The following is a 16,275-nucleotide window of genomic DNA, read 5'->3' on the forward strand; positions in this document are numbered from 1 at the left end:
CGCGGGCCTGCTGTGCGCGACACGGTACCGCCAACCAGCGGGGCTCAGCCGAGCAGGACCACCTCGACCTCGCTGCCGGGCTCGACGGACTCCACGTCCTCGGGCACGACGATCAGCGCGTCCGCCTGCGCCAGCGCGGCGATCAGGTGGGATCCGGCACCGCCCACGGGGGTCACCTCGCCGTCGGCGTACATGCCGCGCAGGAACTGGCGGCGCCCCTTGGGCGAGCGGAGCGCGGCGTCCGCCGCGAGGGCGGCCCGCGCGCGGGGCCGGTGGAGGTCCGTGAGGCCCATCAGCGCGCGGATGGCGGGCCGGACGAACAGCTCGAAGGAGACGTACGACGACACCGGGTTGCCGGGCAGCGCCAGCAGCGGGGTGTGGTCGGGGCCGATCGAGCCGAAGCCCTGGGGCTTGCCGGGCTGCATGGCGAGCTTGCGGAACTCGACGCCGCTGCCCGCCTCGTCCGCGTCCCCGGCGTACGACAGCGCCTCCTTCACGACGTCGTACGCCCCGACGCTCACCCCGCCCGTGGTCACCAGCAGGTCCGCGCGGATGAGCTGGTCCTCGATGGTGGACCGGAGGGTCTCGGCGTCGTCGGCGACGGCGCCCACCCGGTAGGCGATGGCGCCCGCGTCCCGCGCGGCGGCGGTGAGGGCGAAGCTGTTGGAGTCGTAGATCTGCCCGGTGGCCAGTTGCTCGCCGGGCTGGACGAGTTCGCTGCCGGTGGACAGCACGACCACGCGCGGGCGGGGGCGCACCCGGACCGTGCCGCGGCCGATCGCGGCGAGCAGCGCGATCTGCGGCGGGCCGAGGACCGTCCCGGCCTCCAGGGCGAGGTCCCCGGCCTTCACGTCGCTGCCCTTGGCCCGCACGTGCGCGCGTGCCTCGGCGGGGCGGTACACGTGCACGTGCCCCTCGGCGCCCTCGGGGGCCAGGCTGCGCGCCCGCATGCCGGTCACGGGGCCCTCGCCGAGCCCGCCGTCGGTCCACTCGACGGGGACGACGGCCTCGGCGCCGGGCGGCAGCGGGGCGCCGGTCATGATGCGCGCGGCCTGCCCGGGGCCGACCCGCACCAGGTCGGCCGCGCCGGCCGCGACGTCCCCGACGACCTCCAGGACGGCCGGGAACTCCTCCCCGGCGCCCACCACGTCCGCGACCCGCACCGCGTACCCGTCCATTGAGCTGTTGTCGAACGGTGGCAGGGACACCGGCACCGTGACGTCCTCGACCAGGACGCAGCCCTGGGCGTCGAGCAGTTGCAGCTCGATGGGTTCGAGGGGGCGGACGGTCGAGAGGATGTCCTCCAGATGCTCGTCCACCGACCACAGGTCGTCCGGGCCGGCGGGGCGGGTCGCGGCGCTGCTCAAGATTGCTGCATCTCCTCGGCTACGTAACTGCGAAGCCAGGTCCGGAAGTCCGGGCCCAGGTCTTCACGTTCGCACGCGAGTCTGACAATGGCACGCAGGTAGTCGCCGCGGTCCCCGGTGTCATAGCGGCGGCCCTTGAAGACGACGCCGTGCACCGGGCCGCCGACCTTCTCGTCCTGCGCGAGCTGCTGGAGGGCGTCGGTCAGCTGGATCTCGCCGCCGCGGCCGGGCTCGGTCTTGCGCAGTATGTCGAAGATGTGCGGGTCGAGGACGTAGCGGCCGATGATCGCGTAGTTCGACGGGGCGTCCACCGGGTCCGGCTTCTCGACCAGTCCCGTCACCTTCACCACGTCACCGTCGGCGGTGGCCTCGACGGCCGCGCAGCCGTAGAGGTGGATCTGCTCGGGCGCGACCTCCATGAGGGCGACGACGCTGCCGCCGTGCCGCTCCTGGACCTCGATCATGCGCGCGAGCAGCGGGTCCCGGGGGTCGATCAGGTCGTCACCGAGGAGGACGGCGAAAGGCTCGTGGCCGACGTGCGGAGCGGCGCACAGCACGGCGTGCCCGAGACCCCTGGGGTCGCCCTGGCGCACGTAGTGCATGGTGGCCAGGTCGCTGGACTCCTGGACCTTCGCGAGCCGGTTGGCGTCGCCCTTCTTCTGGAGCGCCGACTCCAGCTCGTAGTTGCGGTCGAAGTGGTCCTCGAGGGGACGCTTGTTGCGTCCGGTGATCATGAGCACGTCGTCGAGCCCCGCCGACACGGCCTCTTCGACCACGTACTGGATCGCGGGCTTGTCGACGACCGGCAGCATCTCCTTGGGAGTGGCTTTGGTAGCCGGCAGGAACCGGGTGCCGAGGCCGGCCGCGGGAATGACAGCCTTGCTGATCCTGGGGTGGGACTGAGTCATGCCCGCAACCATATCCGGTGCCTTTGTGGGGAATCTGTGGCTCCGGTTGCTTGACCCTTATATGACCTGCATTAAGAAGGGCGCGAGGACGACCAGTGGAACACGACGGACGTACGGGCGAGCCTGACAAGCGCGTGTTGCGGCGAGAGTTCCTCGCGGTGAGGAACAGGTTGACGGCGGATGACGTCCGCGTGGCGGGCCGCGCGCTGGCGGAGCGCGCCCTGGAGCTGCCCGAGCTGGCGCGTGGGCGCACGGTGGCGGCGTACGTCTCCGTAGGAAGCGAACCAGGCACGCTCGCGCTGCTGGACGCGCTGCGCGCGCGAGGCGTGCGTGTCCTGCTGCCCGCGCTCCTGCCCGACAACGATCTGGACTGGGGCGAGTACGCCGGCCCGGACTCCCTCGCGCGGGTGCAACACGGCGGCAGGATGGCGCTTTTCGAGCCCTCCGGTCCGCGTCTCGGCCCGGACGCCGTGACGGCCGCGGACGTCGTCCTGCTGCCAGGGCTCGCGGTGGACGCGCGCGGGATGCGTCTGGGGCGCGGCGGAGGGTCGTACGACCGGGTGCTGGCCCGGCTGGAGCGCGCGGGCGCGCGCCCCCGGCTCGTGGTGCTGCTGTACGACACGGAGGTCGTCGCGCACGTCCCGGCGGAGGCGCACGACAAGCCGGTGCACGCGGTGGTCACGCCGTCGGGGGTGCGGCGCTTCCCGCGCGGCTGACCCCCGCACCCGTCCCGCCCCTCTCCGACGCGAAACGGCCCTCCACGCGCGCGTGGAGGGCCGTTTCAGTGCTCTGTGCCGATGGTCAGGGCTTGAGGACGAGGGTGTCGCTCGTGGTCTTGTCCACCGCCGTGCCCGAGAACGACCAGGGCAGCAGCTCGCCCCTGGCCCACTTGCTCGTCTGGTCCGTGTAGTGCGCGCTGAAGGCGTGCCCGGAGGCGCCGCTCAGGTTGATCCACTTGGACTTGTCGAGGTCGGCGAGGTTGACGACCATCCGCATGGACGGCACCCACACGACGTTGTAGCCGCCGGCGGCGTTCCAGCCGGTCGCGTTCACCGTCGCCTCGCCGCCGCTGAGCTTCCAGGGGCCGCGGTTCAGGAGGTACTGCACCGCCTTGGGGCCCTCGGTGCCGAGCGTCTGGTTCTTCAGGAACAGCCGGTGCAGACGGCCCCAGCTCCAGGTGTCGATGTCCTTGCCGAGCTTGGCGGTCAGCTCCCAGCGGGCGTCGATCATGGCGCGGGCGAACAGCTGGTCGCGGTTCTCGGCGGCGGGGCGGGTGCCCGACTTGGGCGTCTTCCACCAGTCGCTGTCCGGCTTGTCCATCAGGGTGCGCACGACCTCGAACCAGCGGTCGCCGCCGTCCGGCTGCGCCTGGTCGGCGTCGCGCTGGCCGCACTCGCGCACCTTGGTGTCGTCGTCCACCGGGCCGGTGCTGTCGATCTTGTCGACCCACAGGCACTGCCCCTTGACGCGCAGCTCCTTGGGCAGCTTGTTGCCGAAGGCGAGCTTGAGGATGTTGCGCCAGACGGCGTTGAAGTACGCGGCCGCCGCCGAGTCGGCGTCCTGGGTGTAGTCCCAGCCCTCCAGCAGCTTCTGCGCCTCGCGGACGTCCGGGTCGTCCAGGTTGATCTTCAGCAGCTTGGGCACCAGGAGCTTGGCGATCTCACTGCTGTTGTCCAGCTGCATCTGCCGCATGTCGTCGGTGGAGATCTTGCCGCCGTCCTTGATCTTGGACTCGATCAGGTCGGTGATGCGCTGGCTGCGGGCGCCGTAGCCCCAGTCGGTGGTCAGCGTGTACGGGTACTTGTCGGGGTCGACCACTGCCTGGTTGGCGGTGACGATGTAGCCGCGCTTGGGGTCGTACTCGTAGGGCAGCTCGTCCTGCTTGACGAAGCCCTTCCAGCGGTACTTCGAGTCCCAGCCCGGCACCGGGATGGCGCCGGCGTCCTTGGCGGAGCGGGTGGGGATCTTTCCGGGCAGCGTGTAGCCGATGTGGTTGTCCGTGCCGGCGTAGATCAGGTTCTGCGAGGGCACGTCGAACAGGGCAGCCGCCGAGCGGAAGTCGCTCCAGTCCCCGGCCTTGTCGAGGGCGAACACGGCGTCCATGGAGGTGCCCGGGTCGAGCGCGGTCCACCGCAGGGCGATGCCGTAGCCGTCGCCCCGGTCGGGCGCGGCGGTGTTCACGGCGGCCTTCTTGCCGACCTGGACGAGTTCGTCGTCACGGTCGGACAGCAGCGGCATCCCGTCCTGGGTCTGCCGGACGACGATCGTCTTGGCCTTGCCCCCGGCGACCTCGATGGTCTCCTCGCGGGTCTTGAACGGCCGCACCTTGCCGTCGTACAGGTAGCCGTTCGCGCTCACCTTCTCCAGGTAGAGGTCGGTGACGTCGACGCCGGAGTTGGTCATGCCCCAGGCGATCTTCGCGTTGTGGCCGATGATCACACCGGGCATGCCGGCGAACGTGTAGCCGGTGACGTCGTACTGGCACTTGCTGGAGACGGTCCGGCAGTGCAGGCCCATCTGGTACCAGACGGACGGCAGGGACGCCGACAGGTGCGGGTCGTTGGCGAGCAGCGGCTTGCCGGTGATGGTGTACTTCCCGGCGACCACCCAGGAGTTGGAGCCGATGCCCTGGCCGTTCACGCCGACGGCCGTGGGCAGGTCGTCCAGGACGTTGTAGAGGCCGCCCAGCTGGCTCGTGAGGGCCGAACCCGTCCCGGTCGAGGTGGAGGAGCCGGATGTGCCCGCCGTGCCCGCAGCGGAGCCCGTGGCGCCGCTCTGCTGGAAGGCCTGGGTCAGCTCGTCGTACTGGCCCTCCTGGACGATCGGCTTGTTGCGGCCGTAGGGGTACGCCGGGTACAGGTCCTGGATCTGCTGCGGGCCGAGGCGGCTGGTCATCAGGGCGCGGTCGATCTCGTCCTGCATGTTGCCGCGCAGGTCCCAGGCCATCGCCTTCAGCCACGAGACGGAGTCGACCGGGGTCCACTTCTGCGGCTTGTAGTCGTTGGTGAAGCCCAGGGCCGCGTACTCCAGGGAGATGTCCTTGCCGTCCTTGCCCTGGAGGTAGGCGTTGACCCCCTTGGCGTAGGCCTGGAGGTACTTCTTGGTGGAGGCCGACAGCTTGGTGTCGTACTCCTGCTGCGCGATCCGGTCCCAGCCGAGGGTGCGCAGGAACTCGTCGTTCTTGACCTGGCCCTTGCCGAACATCTCCGACAGGCGCCCGGAGGTCATGTGCCGGCGCACGTCCATCTCGTAGAACCGGTCCTGCGCCTGGACGTACCCCTGGGCCATGAACAGGTCCTCGTCGGAGGACGCGTAGATCTGCGGAATGCCGTAGCCGTCCCGCTTCACGTCGACCGGCCCGGACAGGCCGTCGAGCTTGATCGAACCGGTGGTCTGCGGGAAGGAGGCGCGGACGGTGCTGATCGACCAGTACGCCCCGTAGGCGACGCCTCCGATGATGGCCAGGACCAGCACCAGCACGATGAGTCGGGCTTTGCGCCCCTTCTTCCTGCCGGACTTGACGGACGTGGCACCCGTTGTGGCGGTGTCACCCGTGGTGGCGGTGGTGTTGGGGGGCATCGCTGTCCTTGCTGTCCTAACGCGAGCGGCAGGTCGGGCTGTGACTTTGAATGAGCGCTGGAGCAACCATAGGCGCAGGGCCCTGTCCCGCTTGACGCGGAGTCGGGAACCAGCGCGCACGAGCGTTCGATCTTGCCTCGCCGAACGTCAAGAAATCGTCAAGAGTTAGGTAAGGTAACGAAGTAAACCGGAGATCCGTGGCCAGATCTCGGAGGAGGAACACCCCCTGACCGTCCACCACCTGAACCAGCTCCTGCTCGTCTGCTCCGTCGTCCTGCTCGTCGCCGTCGCGGCCGTCCGGATCTCGTCCCGCAGCGGGCTCCCCAGCCTGCTCGTGTACCTGGGGATCGGCGTCCTCATGGGCCAGGACGGCATCGGTGACATCCACTTCAACAGCGCCGAAGTGACCCAGGTCATGGGATACGCGGCCCTGGTCGTGATCCTCGCCGAGGGCGGCCTGGGCACGAAGTGGAAGGAGATCCGGCCGGTCCTGCCGTCCGCCTCCGTCCTGGCGACGGCGGGAGTCGCGATCAGCGTGGGCGTCACCGCGGCGGGCGCGCACTATCTGGTCGGGCTGGAGTGGCGGCAGGCGCTCATCATCGGGGCGGTGGTGTCGTCGACGGACGCGGCGGCGGTCTTCTCGGTCCTGCGGAAAATTCCCCTCCCCGCGCGCGTGACGGGCACCCTGGAAGCGGAGTCCGGCTTCAACGACGCCCCGGTGGTCATCCTGGTCGTCGCCTTCTCCACGGCCGGCCCGGTCGAGCACTGGTACCTGCTTCTCGGCGAGATAGCCCTGGAGCTGGCCATCGGCGCGGCCCTGGGCCTCGCGGTGGGCTGGTTCGGCTCCTGGGGGCTCAAGCATGTCGCCCTGCCCGCCTCCGGCCTCTACCCGATCGCCGTGATGGCCATCGCCGTCACGGCGTACGCCGCCGGCGCCCTGGCGCACGGCAGCGGCTTCCTGGCCGTCTACCTGGCCTCGGTGATCCTCGGCAACGCCCGGCTTCCCCACTGGCCCGCCACCCGCGGCTTCGCCGAGGGGCTCGGCTGGATCGCCCAGATCGGCATGTTCGTCGTGCTCGGCCTGCTGGTCACCCCGCACGAGCTGGGCGACGACATCGTGCCCGCGCTGGTCATCGGGCTGGTGCTGACCATGGTGGCCCGCCCGCTGAGCGTGGTGGGCAGCCTGGCGCCGTTCCGGGTGCCGCGGGCGGAGCAGATCCTGATGTCGTGGGCCGGGCTGCGCGGCGCCGTGCCCATCATCCTGGCGACCATCCCCATGGTGAACGGCGTCGACGGCAGCCGCCGCATCTTCAACATCGTCTTCGTCCTGGTCGTCGTCTACACCCTGGTCCAGGGGCCGACCCTGCCCTGGCTGGCGCGCACGCTCCGGCTGGGCGAGAAGGGCGAGGCCGCCGACCTCGGCATCGAGTCGGCGCCCCTGGAGCGGCTCCAGGGACACCTGCTGTCCGTCACCGTCCCCGAGGGCTCGCGGATGCACGGCGTCGAGGTCAGCGAGCTGCGGCTGCCGCGCGGCGCGGCCGTCACCCTCGTCGTGCGCGAGGAGAAGTCGTTCGTGCCGCTGCCCTCGACCGTGCTGCGGCGCGGCGACGAACTGCTGGTCGTCGCCACCGACCCGGTCCGCGACGCGGCGGAACGGCGGCTGCGCGCGGTCGCCCACGGCGGCAAGCTGGCGGGATGGCTGGGCATGGACGGCAATAACAGCTGAGCATGGCCGGCAATCACAGGTGAGCCCTGCGACGGTGCTCACTTTCACAGGGGCACAAGCCATGATCCCTGTAGTATGAAGGCACCTGATCGAACCAACTCTGCCTGATGCAGAGCTGGCGCGACCGTATGGCGGCCGGAACGCCCTTGGCAGTGGCACCGGTATCTACCGCAGTTCCGCGCAAGAGGACAGCTCTCGGCGCCCCCGCACGGGCGCTACCAGGCGGAAGAAAGGCACGGGCCGTGGAGTCCACGGTCACCACCGAGCCGGCGGAGAACCCGTCGTCGCCCCGCCCCGGATACGGCCGGCTGCTGCGCACCCGCGGCGCCTGGACGTTTCTGCTCCCCGGCTTCGCCGCGCGCCAGCCGTTCGCGATGCTCACCCTCTCGATCGTGCTGCTCGTCCAGCACACCACCGGCTCGTACGGCGCCGCGGGCGCCGCCGCGGCCGCCACCGGCGTCTCCATGGCGCTGTTCGCGCCGTACAGCGGCCGGCTCGCCGACCGCTACGGCCAGCGGGCCGTGCTGATCCCCGGCGTCCTGGTGCACACGCTCTCCGGTCTGTCCCTGACGGCGCTCGCGCTGGCGCACGCGCCCCTGTGGGCGCTGTTCCTGGCGGCCGTCCCGACCGGCGCCTCGGTGCCGCAGGTCGGCCCGATGGTGCGGGCGCGCTGGGGTGTGAAGCTCCAGGGCTCGCCCCTGATGACCACGGCGGCGGCGTTCGAGTCGGTCACGGACGAGCTGACCTTCGTCGTCGGCCCCCTGCTGGCGACCGCGCTGTGCACGGCCGTGACACCGGCCGCCGGCCTGGTCACCGAGGCCGGGCTGACCCTCGTCGGCGGTCTGCTGTTCGCCGCGCGGAAGAGCACGCAGCCGCCGGTGTCCCGGGAGAGCGGGCACGCGCGCGTGAAGCACGCCTCCGCCCTGCGCGTCCCGGGCGTGCGCGTGCTGGTCGTGACCTTCCTGGGCATCGGCTCGGTCTTCGGCGGCATGCAGGTGTCGCTCGCGGCCTTCACCGAGTCGATCGGCGAGCCCGGCCTCAACGGCGTCCTGTACGGCGTCTTCGCCGCCGGGAACATGCTGTCCGGCATCGTCTGCGGCGCGATCGCCTGGAAGACGGCTCCGCACCAGCGCCTCGTGATCGGTTACGCGGCGCTCGCGCTGGCGGCGTCCGCCCTGTGGACGGCGCACTCGGTGCTGCTGCTCGCCGCGCTCGGCCTGCTGGTCGGCATGTGCATCGCCCCGGCGCTGATCACCGGCTACACGCTGGTCGACAGCCTGGTCCCGGCCGGTGCCCGGACCGAGGCCTTCACCTGGCTGACCGGCGCCGTCGCACTCGGTCAGGCCGCCGCCGTCACGGTCGCGGGACAGCTGGAGGACCGGCTGTGGGACGGCGCCGGATTCCTGGTGCCGATGGGCGGCACCGTGCTCGCCCTGGTGACCCTGGTGACGCTGCGGTCGCGGCTGGCCGCGCGGCACGGGAACCGTACGGTCGCGCGTGGCGTCGGTCACCGCGTGCCGGTCACGGTGGACTGATCCCCGGGAATACGTCACTATGGACCGTCGTTAGCACTCATTGAGTGAGAGTGCCAGGAGGAAGACAGTGCCGACCTACCAGTACCAGTGCACCGAGTGCGGCGAGGGCCTTGAGGCGGTGCAGAAGTTCACCGACGACGCCCTGACCGAGTGCCCCAACTGCCAGGGCCGCCTGAAGAAGGTGTTCTCCGCCGTCGGCATCGTCTTCAAGGGCTCGGGGTTCTACCGCAACGACTCCCGTGGCTCCACGTCGAGCAGCACCCCGGCGTCGAAGCCGGCCGGCTCGTCGTCCGACGCCAAGGCGTCCACCTCGACGTCCTCGTCCTCTTCGAGCTCCGGCTCCGCCAGCAGCTCCGCAGCCTGATACCTCTCACCCGGACCCTGCCGTCGCACGACGGCAGGGTCTTCGGCCTTCCCGGGCACCGGCTCCCCCACGCCATCGCGGCCCGCTAGTGTGCTGGTCATGGCCAATGCAGAGATCGGCGTAATCGGCGGTTCGGGTTTCTACTCCTTCCTGGACGACGTGACCGAGATTCAGGTGGACACCCCCTACGGGTCGCCCAGCGACTCGCTCTTCCTCGGGGAGATCGCCGGCCGGAGGGTCGCCTTCCTGCCCCGGCACGGCCGTGGCCACCATCTGCCCCCGCACCGCATCAACTACCGCGCCAACCTGTGGGCCCTGCGCTCGGTCGGAGTACGGCAGGTGCTCGGTCCGTGCGCGGTGGGCGGACTGCGCCCCGAGTACGGCCCGGGCACCCTGCTCGTCCCCGACCAGTTCGTGGACCGCACGAAGTCCCGGGCACAGACGTACTTCGACGGGCTGCCGCTGCCCGACGGCACCGTGCCGAACGTCGTGCACGTGTCCATGGCCGACCCCTACTGCCCCACCGGGCGGGCCGCCGCGCTGAAGGCCGCCCACGGCCGGGACTGGGAGCCGGTGGACGGCGGCACGCTGGTCGTGGTCGAGGGCCCGCGCTTCTCGACGCGTGCCGAATCGGTGTGGCACCAGGCCCAGGGCTGGTCGGTGGTGGGCATGACCGGCCACCCCGAGGCGGCGCTCGCCCGGGAACTGGAGCTGTGCTACACCTCGCTGACCCTGGTCACCGACCTGGACGCGGGCGCCGAGACCGGCGAGGGCGTCTCGCACGAGGAGGTGCTGCGGGTGTTCGCGGCCAACGTGGACCGGCTGCGCGGCGTGCTGTTCGACGCGGTGGCGGCACTGCCGGAGACCGGCGAGCGGGACTGCCTGTGCGTGAACGCGCTGGGCGGGATGGATCCGGGGTTCCCGCTGCCGTAAGTGCGGGTGGGGTGAGGGTGCCGTTGAGCTGCGCGGGGGGCAGGGCGAGCGGGGCTGAGGGGAGGGTGAGCGGGCCTGAGGGGACAGGGTGAGCGGGGCTGGGGAGACCTGGTGAGCGGGGCTGAGGGGACAGGGTGAGCGGGGCTGAGCGGGGCGGCTGGCGCGGAGGGCAAGCCACGCGGCTGCGCAGAGGCTGAGCTGGGGGTTCGTCGGTGCTGAGCGGCGCGACTGCGGAGGCTGAACGGGAGGCCGGTCGGCGCTGAGCGGCGCGGCTGCCGGGCGCTGCTGCTGGCGTGGCTACGCGGCGTGGCGTGGCGTGGCGTGGCTGCGTGGCCTGGCGTGGCGTGGCTGCGTGGCCTGGCGTGGCGCGGCTGCGTGGCCTGGCGTGGCGCGGCTGCGCGGAACTCCTCGTTCGGGTGGGCGAGTTATCCACAATCCGTCCGTGATCCACCGGCCCCGGCGGGATTCGGCGCGAGGCGTCATCGTGGCATCGCAAGCCGAACTCCTCGCCGCAGGCGGTGACTCCCATGCCCTCGCTCTCCCCCTCATCCTCATCTTCGCCCTCGCCCTCATCCTTGCCCTCGTCCTCCCTCTCCCCGACTCCGCCCCCGCGCTCTCCCGCCCGCTCCTCCTTCCCGCCCCCGCTGCGGCCTCCGCGCCCGCTGGGCACGGAGGCCCCGGCGACCCGTGAGGTGCCCCCGTTCGATCCGGTGCGGGTGCGTGGCGGGCGATATCGGGTGCAGCGGCTCCTACGGCACCGCGGGCGGGCCGTCGCGGCCGGGCTCGCGGTGACGGCGGCGGCGCTCGTGGCCGCGGGGCCCCGGACCGGGGCCGAACCGCACGGCGCGCAGCGGGCCCAAGGTCATCGGGTCGCAGAACCGGTACGGCCGCACCCGGCGGTCGAGGAGGTGACGGCGCCGGTGCGGATCGCCGACGCCGCCACGGTGGGCCTGCTTCACACCGGTGACCGCGTCGACGTGATCGCCGCGGAGGACCCGTCGGCCGGAGGCGGCGTCCGGGTGCTCGCACGCGGTGTGCGGGTGACGAAGGTGCCGGAGCCGCCGGCCGGAGCCGCCGAGAGCGGTGCGCTGGTCGTGCTGTCGGTGCCGCGGCCCACGGCGGCCCGGCTGGTCGGCGCGAGCGCCACCACGCGCCTGGCGGTGACGCTGTGCTGAACCAACTCGTCCGCGTTCTCCGTGCCGTGGCCCACGCGTGGTCGAGGGCCTCGATCCGGTTACGGAAGTGGACACGACGGCCGCACGGTGCCGTAGGTTGCGGAGCGTTTCGTTCCACACCCCGTGTACGCGAGGAGAGTCCCCTAGGTGAGCGCGAAGAAGGAACCGAGCGTCTGGCAGGGCTTCAAGGCCTTCCTGATGCGCGGCAACGTCGTCGATCTGGCAGTCGCGGTGGTCATCGGCGCGGCCTTCACGAACATCGTCAACTCGGTGGTGAAGGGGATCATCAACCCGCTGGTCGGCGCGATCGGCACGCAGAACCTCGACAGCTACAGCTCCTGCCTGAAGGACCCGTGCCGGGTGGGCGCGGACGGCACGGTCAAGAGCGGGGTGCCGATCATGTGGGGCTCCGTACTCGGGTCCACGCTCAGCTTCGTGATCACCGCGGCGGTGGTGTACTTCCTGATGGTCCTGCCGATGTCGAAGTACCTGGCCCGGCAGGCGGCCAGGAAGGCGGCCCGGGAGGGCACGAAGGAACTGGTCGAGGTGACCGAGCTGGAGGTGCTCAAGGAGATCCGCGACGCGCTGGTCGCGCAGCGCGAGGCCGGGCACGACGAGCGCTGACCGCGCCTCCCGCGGACCGCTCAGAGGTGGTGGGGCGGCTTCTCGTCCAGGAAGCGCTTCAGGTCGGCGGCGCTGTCGCCGGCCGGGCGCTCGCCCCACCCGCGGTCGGTGTCGTCCGAGGACTGCTGGTCGAGCGGGTCGTCGAAGACCAGCGCGGGCTTCGGGTCGCGCGGCTCGGGTTCGCGGGTGCTCATGCCTCCAGGGTACGGCTCCCGCCGGGGCCCCCGGCCTGGGCTTTTCGCCGGACCTGCGAACCCCCGCAGGCTTGTGAAAACCTTCACAAGATTTCACCCCGGTTTTCTGCTGTGCTGGGAACCATGACGTCGAGTTCCGCTCCCGCGCCCGCGCCCTCCGGCGCCCCGCAGCCCTCCCGCCCCGTGCGACGGCTCACCGCCCGTGGACGCGACGAGGCGCACCGCGTCGCCTCCTCGCTGGAGCTCTTCTTCGATCTGTGCTTCGTCGTGGCGGTCGCGCAGGCGGGCGTGCAACTGGTGCACGCCGTGGCGCAGGGCCACGCGGGCGAGGGCATCCTCAACTACGCGATGGTGTTCTTCTCCATCTGGTGGGCGTGGATGAACTTCAGCTGGTTCGCCTCGGCGTACGACAACGACGACGCGCTCTACCGGGTCGTCACCCTGGTGCAGATCGCCGGCGTCCTGGTGCTGGCCGCCGGCATCTCCCGGGCCACCACGCAGCACGACTTCCTCTTCGTCTGGCTCGGCTATGTGATCATGCGGCTGGCGATGGCCTGGCAGTGGCTGAGAGTCGCGAGATCGGCGCCTGCCGCGGAGCGGACCACGGCCCTGCGGTACGCGTGCGGTGTGCTGCTGTGCCAGATCGGCTGGATCGGGCTGGTGGTGCTGCCGGAGCCGGCCCGGCCCTGGGTGTTCCTGGTCATGGTGATCGCGGAACTGTGCGTGCCGCTGTACGCCGAGAAGGCCCAGGAGACCTCCTGGCATCCGCATCACATCGCCGAGCGGTACGGCCTGTTCACGATCATCGTGCTCGGCGAGACGATCGCCGCGGCCACGGTGGCGGTGAAGTCGGCCGCGGACGAGCACCACGTACTGGGCGAGTTGCTGCCCATCGCCGCCGGCGGACTGCTGATCGTCTTCTCCGCGTGGTGGATCTACTTCGTGGTGCCCATCCACGGCCACCTCCGCTCCAGCCGGCGGGCGTTCGTCTGGGGCTACGGCCACTATCTGGTGTTCGCCTCGGCGGCGGCGATCGGCGCGGGCCTGGAGGTCGCGGTGGAACAGGCGGTCGGCAAGGCGCACATCTCCACCCTGTCCGCCTCGGCCGCCGTCACCCTGCCGACGGCGCTGTACCTGCTGACCGTGTGGGCGCTGCACTCCCGGCACTTCAAGGTGGGCCTCACCCAGCAACTGGTGCTGCCGGTCACGGCTCTGCTGGTGATCTGCTGCACCTTCCTGGGCGACTGGGCGGTGCTCGCGGCGGGACTGGTGTCCGCGGCCTCGGTGGCGGCCGGGGTGGTCCTGACGGCGCGCGCGGCCGGCCGGGAGCGCGCGGCGAGCGCCACCGCCTCGGCCGGCTGAACCTTCCGGGCAGCGCGCCGGGCTGGGCCAGACTGGCGTCCATGACAGCTGACGCATTGACGGACGTCGCCGGGCTCCGGGTCGGGCACGCCACCCGCACCGGGGACGGTTGGCTCACCGGCACCACGGTCGTCCTCGCACCCCTGGGCGGCGCGGTCGCCGCCGTGGACGTGCGCGGCGGCGGCCCCGGCACCAAGGAGACCGACGCGCTCGACCCGCGCAACGTGGTGCGGAAGGTCGACGCCATCGTGCTGACCGGAGGCAGCGCGTACGGGCTCGACGCGGCCTCCGGGGTGATGGCCTGGCTGGAGGAGCGGGAGCGGGGCGTGCGGGTGGGGACGGATCCGGCGCATGTCGTGCCGGTGGTGCCCGCCGCGTGCGTCTTCGACCTGGGGCGGGGCGGGGACTTCCGGGCCCGTCCGCACGCGGGGACGGGACGCGCGGCGGTGGAGGCCGCGGCGGCCGGTGTGCCGGGGGCCCGGGTGGCGCAGGGGTGCGTCGGCGCGGGCACGGGTGCCGTCGCCGGGCGGCTCAAGGGCGGGGTGGGCACCGCGAGCACGGTGCTGGACTCGGGGATCACGGTGGCGGCGCTGGTGGTGGCGAACGCAGCGGGGTCGGTGCTGGATCCGGAAACGGGGGTGCTGTACGGGGAGTTCTTCCAGGGGCGGGTGGAGTATCCGGCGGAGGGGGTGCACGAGGCCGCGTGCCGGCGCCTGGACGAGGCCGCCGCCGGAAACGGGCCGGCGCCGCTCAACACGACGCTGGCGGTGGTCGCGACGGACGCGGACCTCTCCAAGGCGCAGGCGCAGAAGCTGGCGGGCACGGCGCACGACGGGATCGCGCGGGCCGTGCGGCCGGTGCATCTCCTGCACGACGGGGACACGGTGTTCGCGCTGGCGACCGGCACGCACGCGCTGGACGCGCACCCCTTGGCGCTCAACGACATCCTCGCCGCCGGCGCGGACGTGGTGACACGCGCGATCGTCCGGGCCGTGCGCGCCGCGGAGTCGGTCGACGGGCCGGGCGGAGTGTGGCCGTCCTACGGGGAGTTGTACGGGAAGGGGTAGCGATAGGGCCCCAGGGACGGGGTGGATTGTCGCGGTTCTGTCACGTGATGGCGTTCACGGGAGTCGGAGGGAACCTTCCTCGGCGTCGGCGCCCTCTTTCTTCACGCACTGGAACGGACCACGCACATCACGCGAACTGGGAGCAGCCCGTGACAACGCCGGACATTGCAGCGCGGCGCGTACTCGGGGCCTGTGCCGCCCTGATGGTCGGCGCCCTCACCCTGACCGCCTGCGGTGGCAGCGCCAAGGCGGACAACGACGACGGCAAGGGGGGCAAGGACTCCCCGAAGACGTCGACGGCGAAGATAGCGATCTCGGCCAAGGACGGTTCGACCGGGGCGTCCATCAACGCGACCGGGGTGAAGGTCAGCGACGGCAGGCTGACCGATGTGAAGATGACCGTGGCGGGGTCGGGGCAGACCGTGCCGGGGGCGATATCGACGGACGGCCACAGCTGGAAGCCGAAGGAGCAGCTGGAGCGCGGGACGAAGTACCAGATATCCGCGACCGCGAAGGACGGCGAGGGGCGCACGGCGGCGGCCAACTCCATCTTCACCACCGTCACCTCGGCGAACAGCTTCATCGGTACCTACACCCCGGACAACGGCGCGACGGTCGGGGTGGGCATGCCGGTGTCGTTCACCTTCGACAAGTCGATCAGCGACAAGAAGGCCGTGCAGTCGCACATCACGGTCAACTCCACCAGCGGCCAGCAGGTGGTCGGGCACTGGTTCGGGGACCGGCGGCTCGACTTCCGCCCGCAGGAGTACTGGAAGGCCGGGTCCAAGGTCACGATGAAGATCGACCTGGACGGGGTCCAGGGCGCCCAGGGTGTCTACGGGGTGCAGAAGAAGACCGTCTCCTTCACGGTCGGCCGGTCGCAGGTCTCCACGGTCGACGCCCACACGCAGACCATGACGGTCGTCCGGGACGGCCAGACCGTCAAGACGGTGCCGATCTCGGCGGGCAGCCCGCAGCACACCACGTACAACGGGCAGATGGTGATCTCCGAGAAGTTCGTGCAGACCCGCATGAACGGCTCGACGGTCGGCTTCGGCGGGGAGTACGACATACCGGACGTGCCGCACGCGATGCGGCTGACGTCGTCGGGGACGTTCATCCACGGGAACTACTGGTACAACAAGGGCAACCCGCCGTTCGGCCGGGAGGGCACCAGCCACGGCTGCGTCGGCCTCGCGGACGTGCAGGGCGCGCAGGGCGCCACGTCGGCCAAGTGGTTCTACGACAACTCGCTCGTCGGGGACGTCGTGATCGTGAAGAACTCCCCCGACACGACGGTCGCCCCGGACAACGGCCTCAACGGCTGGAACATGTCGTGGAGCGCCTGGACCGCGGGAAGTGCCACCTGAGCGGCGGGTTTTGACAGGACGACGGGCCGCGCGGGAATTTTTCGCGCGGCCCGCGCGTTTTCCCGGCGTAC

At 71.3% G+C, this 16,275-nt stretch carries 15 protein-coding genes; 11 read left to right on the forward strand and 4 right to left on the reverse strand.

Annotated elements, in window-relative coordinates:
• Positions 1-44 precede the first annotated feature (44 nt).
• Both glp and galU read right to left on the reverse strand, forming a co-directional pair.
• Complete coding sequence (glp, locus tag ACZ4WH_RS07900; RefSeq protein WP_468177727.1) at positions 45-1,367, reverse strand: molybdotransferase-like divisome protein Glp; 1,323 nt, start codon at positions 1,365-1,367, stop codon at positions 45-47.
• A complete protein-coding gene (gene galU / locus ACZ4WH_RS07905) occupies positions 1,364-2,275 on the reverse strand; it encodes a UTP--glucose-1-phosphate uridylyltransferase GalU (RefSeq protein ID WP_468177729.1) in 912 nt (303 codons plus the stop codon). The genes glp and galU overlap by 4 nt, the downstream gene beginning before the upstream one ends.
• Before the next feature lie 95 nt (positions 2,276-2,370).
• Here galU and ACZ4WH_RS07910 point away from each other — a divergent pair, with 95 nt between their 5' ends.
• Entirely contained in the window at positions 2,371-2,991 is a 621-nt protein-coding gene (locus tag ACZ4WH_RS07910; RefSeq protein ID WP_468177731.1) for a 5-formyltetrahydrofolate cyclo-ligase, read from the forward strand.
• A gap of 85 nt (positions 2,992-3,076) precedes the next feature.
• Here ACZ4WH_RS07910 and ACZ4WH_RS07915 read toward each other — a convergent pair whose 3' ends face one another.
• Complete coding sequence (locus ACZ4WH_RS07915; protein ID WP_468177733.1) at positions 3,077-5,854, reverse strand: penicillin acylase family protein; 2,778 nt, start codon at positions 5,852-5,854, stop codon at positions 3,077-3,079.
• A 205-nt stretch (positions 5,855-6,059) separates the two neighbouring features.
• Here ACZ4WH_RS07915 and ACZ4WH_RS07920 point away from each other — a divergent pair, with 205 nt between their 5' ends.
• The 7 genes from ACZ4WH_RS07920 (at position 6,060) to mscL (ending at position 12,211) form a co-directional block, all read left to right on the forward strand.
• Positions 6,060-7,580 carry a potassium/proton antiporter gene (locus tag ACZ4WH_RS07920; protein ID WP_468177879.1) on the forward strand — a complete coding sequence of 507 codons (1,521 nt, stop codon included), beginning with the start codon at positions 6,060-6,062 and terminating at the stop codon, positions 7,578-7,580.
• Positions 7,581-7,822: 242 nt separating this feature from the next.
• The gene (locus tag ACZ4WH_RS07925; protein ID WP_468177735.1) at positions 7,823-9,115 is read left to right on the forward strand and encodes an MFS transporter; all 1,293 of its coding nucleotides are present in this window, start codon (positions 7,823-7,825) and stop codon (positions 9,113-9,115) included.
• Positions 9,116-9,182: 67 nt separating this feature from the next.
• A complete protein-coding gene (locus tag ACZ4WH_RS07930; protein ID WP_468177737.1) occupies positions 9,183-9,479 on the forward strand; it encodes an FmdB family zinc ribbon protein in 297 nt (98 codons plus the stop codon).
• A gap of 99 nt (positions 9,480-9,578) precedes the next feature.
• Complete coding sequence (locus ACZ4WH_RS07935) at positions 9,579-10,412, forward strand: S-methyl-5'-thioadenosine phosphorylase (protein WP_468177739.1); 834 nt, start codon at positions 9,579-9,581, stop codon at positions 10,410-10,412.
• Positions 10,413-10,896: 484 nt separating this feature from the next.
• On the forward strand, positions 10,897-11,103 hold the full coding sequence (locus ACZ4WH_RS07940) for a hypothetical protein (protein WP_468177896.1): 207 nt from the start codon (positions 10,897-10,899) through the stop codon (positions 11,101-11,103).
• The gene (locus tag ACZ4WH_RS07945; protein WP_468177881.1) at positions 11,075-11,587 is read left to right on the forward strand and encodes a hypothetical protein; all 513 of its coding nucleotides are present in this window, start codon (positions 11,075-11,077) and stop codon (positions 11,585-11,587) included. The genes ACZ4WH_RS07940 and ACZ4WH_RS07945 overlap by 29 nt, the downstream gene beginning before the upstream one ends.
• A gap of 147 nt (positions 11,588-11,734) precedes the next feature.
• Positions 11,735-12,211: a large conductance mechanosensitive channel protein MscL gene (gene mscL, locus ACZ4WH_RS07950; protein ID WP_468177741.1), complete on the forward strand. Its 477-nt coding sequence runs from the start codon at positions 11,735-11,737 to the stop codon at positions 12,209-12,211.
• Between the two features lie 20 nt (positions 12,212-12,231).
• On the opposite strand, the gene ACZ4WH_RS07955 is transcribed toward mscL, so the two are convergent.
• Complete coding sequence (locus ACZ4WH_RS07955; protein WP_468177743.1) at positions 12,232-12,405, reverse strand: hypothetical protein; 174 nt, start codon at positions 12,403-12,405, stop codon at positions 12,232-12,234.
• A gap of 123 nt (positions 12,406-12,528) precedes the next feature.
• Between ACZ4WH_RS07955 and ACZ4WH_RS07960 the strand changes: the two genes are divergently transcribed.
• The 3 genes from ACZ4WH_RS07960 (at position 12,529) to ACZ4WH_RS07970 (ending at position 16,204) form a co-directional block, all read left to right on the forward strand.
• Positions 12,529-13,767 (forward strand): low temperature requirement protein A, encoded by a 1,239-nt coding sequence (locus ACZ4WH_RS07960; RefSeq protein WP_468177745.1) that lies wholly within the window; start codon positions 12,529-12,531, stop codon positions 13,765-13,767.
• Positions 13,768-13,808: 41 nt separating this feature from the next.
• Positions 13,809-14,834, forward strand: a complete 1,026-nt coding sequence (locus tag ACZ4WH_RS07965; RefSeq protein WP_468177747.1) for a P1 family peptidase — start codon at positions 13,809-13,811, stop codon at positions 14,832-14,834.
• 149 nt (positions 14,835-14,983) lie between these two features.
• Positions 14,984-16,204 (forward strand): L,D-transpeptidase, encoded by a 1,221-nt coding sequence (locus ACZ4WH_RS07970; RefSeq protein ID WP_468177749.1) that lies wholly within the window; start codon positions 14,984-14,986, stop codon positions 16,202-16,204.
• Positions 16,205-16,275 lie beyond the last annotated feature (71 nt).

The organism is Streptomyces sp. NPDC029138 (genome assembly GCF_055564375.1).